Here is a 6,821-nt window from a genome sequence, read left to right as displayed (position 1 = left end):
CACCGCAAAGTACACGATTCCTGCAAAAATCAGGGCAAAAGGCGCTGTTACCATCAGCCCCGCCGTGAGAAATGCGAACGGCCATAGCCAACGGCGAGGGAAAACAGCCAGAGTTGGCGTCGTTGTGCAGGTCATTCTGCAATGGGTAGATCGAAGAGAAACGGAAGCAATAGGCTTCAGTTTGGGGCCAGCTTCACAGCCTGGATTCCCGGCGCAGCGTTGCGCCGTAGGACGGTCTTCAGCGGACGCTTACCAGCGATGGATGTCTCATCGTGGACGTTCATCAGCGCACTTCCATTCCTGGTCTTTACGCGGCGGGAGATGTTGCCAAAGGTCTCGATCAGATCAGCCATGCGATGGGCGAGGCCGGGGTCGCCGCCGTTACTATCCGCAATGATATCGCCGAGCGGGGCCTATTATTTCGCTAGCCCACCCTTGCAGCGGACCGCTGCAAATTGCCGGGCCTGGGCGGCTGCATCGAAGCAGATGTCTCTACGATCAGGATTCCAACACGTTCCTCACTTTGGTGGCGAGCTGTTCGATGGTGAAAGGCTTGCCGATCAATTCCACGCCTGGGTCGATCACGCCATTATGCACGACCGCGTTGCGGGTGTAGCCAGAAGTGTAAAGAATCTTGAGTTCGGGGCGCCGGCGTTGGGCTTCGTCCGCCAATTTACGGCCGTTGATATCCGGCATGACGATGTCTGTGAATAGCAGCGTGATTTCCGGATGCGCGTCGATGAGTTGAAGCGCCGCTACAGCGCCCTCGGCTTCGAGCACCTGATAGCCGAGTTCCGTCAACGCATCGACGCTGAATTGGCGCACCGCCGCTTCGTCCTCGACTACCAGGATTACTTCCTGCTCCTCGCCCAATGGCAGGTCGCCGATTGAAATCGGTTCGGCTTCGATCTCGTCGCCTATGAAGCGTGGGAGGTAGATCTTGACAGTCGTTCCTTGTCCTGGCTCCGAATAGATTTTGACGTGGCCGCCCGACTGTTTGACGAACCCATAGACCTGACTGAGCCCAAGCCCTGTGCCTTTACCAACCTGTTTGGTCGTGAAGAAGGGATCAAAGGCTTTTGCAATGATCTCGGGCGGCATTCCGCAGCCGGTATCGGAAATGGCGATCAGGACATAGTGCCCCGAAGGAACACCAAGATGCGCGGCAGAATAGCGGTCGTCGAAGTGCACATTCTGCGTTTCGATCGTCAGCCGTCCACCCTCCGGCATCGCATCCCGCGCGTTCACGGCGAGATTGAGAACGACATTTTCCAGCTGGTTGCGATCCGCGTGGGTGCGCCACAGCCCCGCGGCGAGCACCGTTTCCAACCGCACATCTGCTCCCAGAGAATGGATGAGCAGTTCGGACATACCCGGTACCAGCTTGTTGGCGTCCAACACTTCCGGATTGAGAGGCTGCTGGCGTGAGAAAGCCAAGAGCCGCTGGGTCAGGGTGGCGGCACGTCCTGCGCCTTCCAGTGCTGCGTCGACGTAGCGCTTCGCCCGCGCATCCTCGGCACCAAGGCGGCGGTTCAGGAGATCCAGGGATCCAACGATGACAGCCAGCATGTTATTGAAGTCGTGTGCGATCCCCCCGGTCAGCTGACCGACTGCCTCCATCTTCTGGGATTGCCGCAGCACTTCCTCGACTTGCTCGCGTTCGGAAATCGCTTGGGCCACGCGCCGTTCCAGATGCTCGTTCAACTCCAGAACCCGCACCTCTGCGCGCTTGCGCTCGGTGACATCAATGGCAGTGCCGATGACCCGAAGGCATTGACCGTCTTCGCCAAAAACGCCCCGGCCTTTTGCGGCCACCCAACGCTCGAGCTGATCTTCCTTCCCGATAGTGCGGTATTCAACGTCATAGATCGCACGTCGCGCAGGATCGGCAGCTGCAGCATAAGCCTTGAACGTCACTTCGCGATCATCGGGGTGAAGACCGTTATAATAATCCGCCATGGTAACCGGCACATCGGCTGAAATTCCGAACATGGCTTTGACGATCGGTGGCCAGATGAGAATGTCATGCACGACATCCACATCCCAGAATCCCACCTCGGCAGCCTGCGTGGCGAGCCGCAGCCGCTCCTCGTTCAACATCAGTTCGGCGCGGGTGCGCTGCTGCTCTGTCAGATCGAGCATGGCACCGATCATCCGGACGGCTTTGCCTTCCGGGTCACGGATGATCTGCCCACGGTCGAGAATAGCCGCGTAGCTGCCATCGACGCGGCAAAAACGATACTCATCCGACCAGCTTTCAGCATCACCATCGATTGCAGCATGAATGCTGTGGTGAACACGATCTCGGTCGTCAGGATGGATATGCTCGATCCACCACTCTCCTGTCGGCTCGATATCGGCGAGCCTATGGCCATGCGTCGCTTCCAGAGCCTGGTTCCACGTGACGTGATTTGTGGCGAAATCCCAGTCCCAGATGGCATCGTTCGTCGCCCGGCTCACGAGGCGATATCGCTCCCGTATGGCCCTCAGCGCCTTCTCAACGCGAGCACGCTGTTCGACCTCGACGCGCAATTCTTCAGCCCGCGAAGCTTGGGCCTGGAGGGCCTTACGAAGCTCCAGCTGAGCCATGACCTGCCGCGCCAGCACCTCGAGCACGTGGCGTTGGTAAGCCGAGATACCGGCAGGGCGCGGCGCACGGTCCAGCACGCAGATCGTGCCGATCGGCAACCCGATCTTGTCCCGCAAGATTGCGCCCGCGTAAAAGCGCAGGCCGCCTTCCGCTTTCACCAAAGGATTGCAGGCGAAGCGAGCATCCTCAAGCGTGTCGGGCACGAGGAGAAAATCGTCTAGTAAAATGGCATGGGCGCAGATCGATACATCGAGAGGCAGTTCGCGCACGCCTATGCCAACTTCTGCCTTGAACCACTGGCGATCACTCGCCACCAAATTGACGACGGCGATCGGCGCTGCGAACGTTTCCGCGGCTAGCTTGGCGATATCGTCGAAGTCGGCTTCCTGCGGGGTATCGAGGATTCCATAGCTTTCGAGTGAAGCCACGCGATCAGCCTCGGACCAGACTTCGGCCGCTGAATTGCCTGGGATTTCTGTCGAATTTAAGCTCATGCTGAGTGACTATCATCCTCGAACGCGGATCGCACTGAAAACCTGCGAAGCGGTCGGCCGGCCTTCAGGCTGGTGAGGTGGGGCTGCGCCGAATTGTCTCGCTCCACTCAACTATCAGCTTGGCGAGGGCTGGTTCTATCACGATGGCGGCAGCCTCACTCGGGCTGAACCATTGGACTTGTCTCTCTCCCTTTTCAGGCCAGGTTTCCGCCTGTCGCTCGAACGCGAGAGAATAGAGGGTGATTTCCAACCTCCGAGATCGACCCCGATCGTCGATCTTGCGCGCATGATAGCGCCCGATGGCAGCCTCGCTAACAACACCAACTACGCCCGCCTCCTCGTAAGCTTCCCGGGCCGCGGCCTCATGCGGGGGCAGTCCGGGCATGAGGTTACCCTTGGGCCGGCAGCCAGCGCTTTCGCTTTCGGGAGGTAACAAGCAGCACCTGCACCTGACCGGCGGAATCCTGTCGATAGGGGAGTGCTGCTATCTGTCTCATATTCCGCCTTATGCCGGCTCTGCTGAGGCAGCCGGGAAGTTATTTACCCACGGAACGCACGCCTTGCCCCCTCCCGATAATTGCGCTTTCAAGCATGTCGGTGGAAGGACGTTTTTTATGCTCCACGAGGCCTTGATACGAAAATGGTCTAGGACTTGGAAACTCACGGCTACTGATCAGCAGGCGGTGCCAGGCCTGTGTGAATACACACGCCGCGTTCCACGCCGGGCCGACATTATTTCGCAGGGCGCTTGCCCCGAGCGCATTCATATCATTCTGACGGGCTGGGCTGCTCGCTATAACATCCTTGGCAATGGGAAGCGGCGTATTACGGCCATACTCCTCGCTGGAGACGTCTGCGACTATCATGGGAGCATTCTGGGAAGAATGGACCATAGCATCTTCGCCCGGACCGACTGCGAGATCGCCTGTGTAGAACCCCAGAGGATTCCAGAAATCTCAGTTTCCCATCCCTCCCTTGCTCGGGCGATAGGGCGCAGCGCTTTGATCGATGAAGCGATCATGCGGCGGTGGCTCGTCAAAAGTGGACGATGCGAAGCTCTAGAAGCTGTAAGCCATTTGCTCGCCGAATTGCATGTCCGCGCCGGTGTTATCGGCCTTACTGATGATCACAGTATGGAATTTCCCCTCATTCAGGAGGAGATTGGAGATGCCACAGGTCTTACTGCTGTCCATGTAAATCGCGTCTTTAAAAAATTGCGTGAATTGCAAATCGTTAGTGCGCATCAAAGAAGAATCTTCAGTCACAATCAAGAAGAGCTAAAATCGCTGGGCGGCTTTGATTTATAATGCTTATATCATAATTTTTAAAATAGCGCCCTGCTATCGCCGCGTTAATGAATGTAGTCGTCGCTTGACCAAAGATTGTATTTACGGCCCGCTACTCACTCCCTATTATCAAAACCTCCACTATTTTGTCTGCGCGATGGGGACTTGTACCGGGTCTGGTAAACGACGATGGAGTGGCGCGACCGAAACGTCTATCGTTGAAGCGATCTCGCGTGCGGTCATCCCGAAGCCAGGAAAACGCAGAGGCCTTCGATCGTTTGGGGTCATGATGGTCTCGCGGGCCGCTACCATAGCTGGGGCGTTTGCTGCAGGCGTTCTTGCTCTGCGCGGCGAAAGGCGAGTCCTGTCGTATCCTGCCATTCTTCGAGAACGGCGTGCGTGACAGTTTTGCCCAGCCCCCGTCATAAGCGGACTGACCGTTCATGGACGCGCTAAACTCCCGATTAAACGGCTTGGATGGGCGCAAACCGGGCGCTCTGTGGAGCGTCCGAGTCGACCGCGACTGCAGACCGGCCGACTTAACCGTCCTCGTATCGCTGATGTTACCGTGAGTTTTCGAATAATGCACAGAGGCCATCTGGATCGCAGGCGCCTGGCAGCGCGCCGATAGCCGCTCTACGACAATGCGGCGAATAGCTCCGTAGCAGGCTGATTGATGCGTGCTTAACCTGCCGGCGACTTACGCCTCCCCTGACATAGCCGCCGATTTCCCACGCGTATCGTGGCGCATGTACGCGGGCCGGAGAGCAGGGAGCGGAGAGGGGAGGAGGGCTGGGGCGACGGACCCGGGGCGATCGACTGCCTCTTCCGTGCCACAGGAGATTATCCCATGGATGTCATCGTTTCCCGCACCCGCATCGCTGGGTGCGCGCCTCTCTATTCCTATCGCGCGCTGGTCCCTGTGGAAAGCGTCGATCCCGACCGGCGCCACCGTGTTGCGATCCTGCATGTTCAGATCGCGATGATCCGATCGGCGTGCACGCGCATTGCCGACACGATTGCGCCCCATCGTTGGTTCGAACGGGATATGGCCATCTCCTTCGGTCTTGCCGCCCAGCTCGGCCTCGCGGCGCGGCGCATCGAAGCACTTCTGTTGCAGTCGGTGTTTCCCGAGATGACCACCTGGTTGGCGCCGATCGCGCTTCGGCTCGACCATGACCCGGGAAGCGCGTCCCACCGCGTCGCGGCGATCGATCTCAATGCCGCTTTTGATGCCATCGCCCCGCACATCGACACGCTGACCGCCGCCGAGCTGGCGCCGCCTCGGTCCACCGATCGCCGCGCCGCCTGATCCAGGAAAGATGCACATGATACATTACACACTTTCCCATCTCGAAGCGGCCGCCTCCCTCTGGGAAGCGGTTCTCGACCTGCGCGACCATCCGGCCGCCGAACCCGACGCTCTCGTTCGTGCGCTGGCGATCCGAACATCGTTCGAGGCGATCGGGACCTGCGCCATGCGCATCATTGTCGTGGGCTGGATTGATGCGGTCGATGCCGCCTGGTACAGGAACCAGGAGACCTGCCCCTTCTGTTTCGACTGGTCCTTTGTGAAGCAGTGGGTCATCGACACCATCGACTGGTCCGACCCCGATAATCCGGCCATCCGGATAGATGGTTCGGGCACTGACATGACAGACAACGTGACTACGGCCGCCCAAGCGGGGGCGAAGTCGCCCGGGCCAGCGGGGCCACAAATCACTCGGCACGAACATGTCGTCCTGCTGGCCCGCGTGCGCGTCGCCCTGGCGAGGCCGGACAGCCTCGATGCCGCCGCACGCGCCACATTGACCGGGGTGATCGGCGCCAGCGAAAGCGGGCTCAGGGTTTGTGCGCTGCCCTGGCCGATCGATATGCATCTGGGCATCATCGAGCACCGTCATGGCATCAATTTCTACGCAGGCCTGAACCATGACGTTCTTGTCGCGGAGATGGCGGAATATGCGCGCGAATGGTGGAAGGAGATCGGCGACAGGCGCGATCCGCATACACTGCCAGATGACGAGGTCCTCGCCGCCTATTTCGACGATCACCCTTCGGAAAGCTATTCGACCGAGATCCTGCGCCTGGAGCCCCTCCCGGCGGTCCGCTCAGTCTCTTCGATCGAAAGCGGCGCCTACTGCGTGCTGTCGACAGCCCATCTGACGGTGCAGACGGCCGGCCTTCTCGACAAATGGGCCTGCTGGCCTCCGAGCGACCGCCCCATCGACATCGCCGCCTCCGTCTATGGCTGGTTCGTACCGACGCGGCCGCTTCCCGATGACCGCCGAGCGCAGATCCCGGATGATCTCCAGGAAATTATCGCGTTCGGACGTGATCGGGGCTTCCAGTTCCTGCTCTTCGACTGCGATGCAGACCGCGCCGCCGATCTCCCCGTCCACGACTGGTGACCGCATCGAGGAACGGCTTACCAGCCAGGAAGAGTCTGGC

5 protein-coding genes and 1 pseudogene are annotated in these 6,821 nt (G+C 59.4%); 4 read left to right on the top strand and 2 right to left on the bottom strand.

The window, feature by feature from the left end:
* Nucleotides 1-251: 251 nt before the first annotated feature.
* A pseudogene (locus tag V2S85_RS23735) lies at nt 252-428 on the top strand (FAD-dependent oxidoreductase); the annotation flags it as partial.
* A 70-nt stretch (nt 429-498) separates the two neighbouring features.
* On the opposite strand, the gene V2S85_RS23730 reads toward V2S85_RS23735, so the two are convergent.
* Together V2S85_RS23730 and V2S85_RS27305 are read right to left on the bottom strand one after the other, a co-directional pair.
* Nucleotides 499-3,084: a PAS domain-containing protein gene (locus V2S85_RS23730; protein ID WP_330705273.1), complete on the bottom strand. Its 2,586-nt coding sequence runs from the start codon at nt 3,082-3,084 to the stop codon at nt 499-501.
* A 64-nt stretch (nt 3,085-3,148) separates the two neighbouring features.
* Entirely contained in the window at nt 3,149-3,520 is a 372-nt protein-coding gene (locus tag V2S85_RS27305; RefSeq protein WP_419198232.1) for an NUDIX domain-containing protein, read from the bottom strand.
* Nucleotides 3,521-3,698: 178 nt separating this feature from the next.
* On the opposite strand from V2S85_RS27305, the gene V2S85_RS23725 reads away from it, so the two are divergent.
* From V2S85_RS23725 to V2S85_RS23715, 3 genes are all read left to right on the top strand, one after another.
* On the top strand, nt 3,699-4,391 hold the full coding sequence (locus V2S85_RS23725; RefSeq protein ID WP_330705272.1) for a Crp/Fnr family transcriptional regulator: 693 nt from the start codon (nt 3,699-3,701) through the stop codon (nt 4,389-4,391).
* Between the two features lie 829 nt (nt 4,392-5,220).
* On the top strand, nt 5,221-5,682 hold the full coding sequence (locus V2S85_RS23720) for a hypothetical protein (protein WP_330705271.1): 462 nt from the start codon (nt 5,221-5,223) through the stop codon (nt 5,680-5,682).
* 16 nt (nt 5,683-5,698) lie between these two features.
* Nucleotides 5,699-6,781: a hypothetical protein gene (locus V2S85_RS23715; RefSeq protein WP_330705270.1), complete on the top strand. Its 1,083-nt coding sequence runs from the start codon at nt 5,699-5,701 to the stop codon at nt 6,779-6,781.
* Nucleotides 6,782-6,821 lie beyond the last annotated feature (40 nt).

Source organism: Novosphingobium resinovorum, from assembly GCF_036352595.1.
GTDB lineage: Bacteria > Pseudomonadota > Alphaproteobacteria > Sphingomonadales > Sphingomonadaceae > Novosphingobium > Novosphingobium resinovorum_B.
Note: the sequence above shows the minus strand (reverse complement) of the source record. Positions and strands in the feature narration are given on the sequence as shown.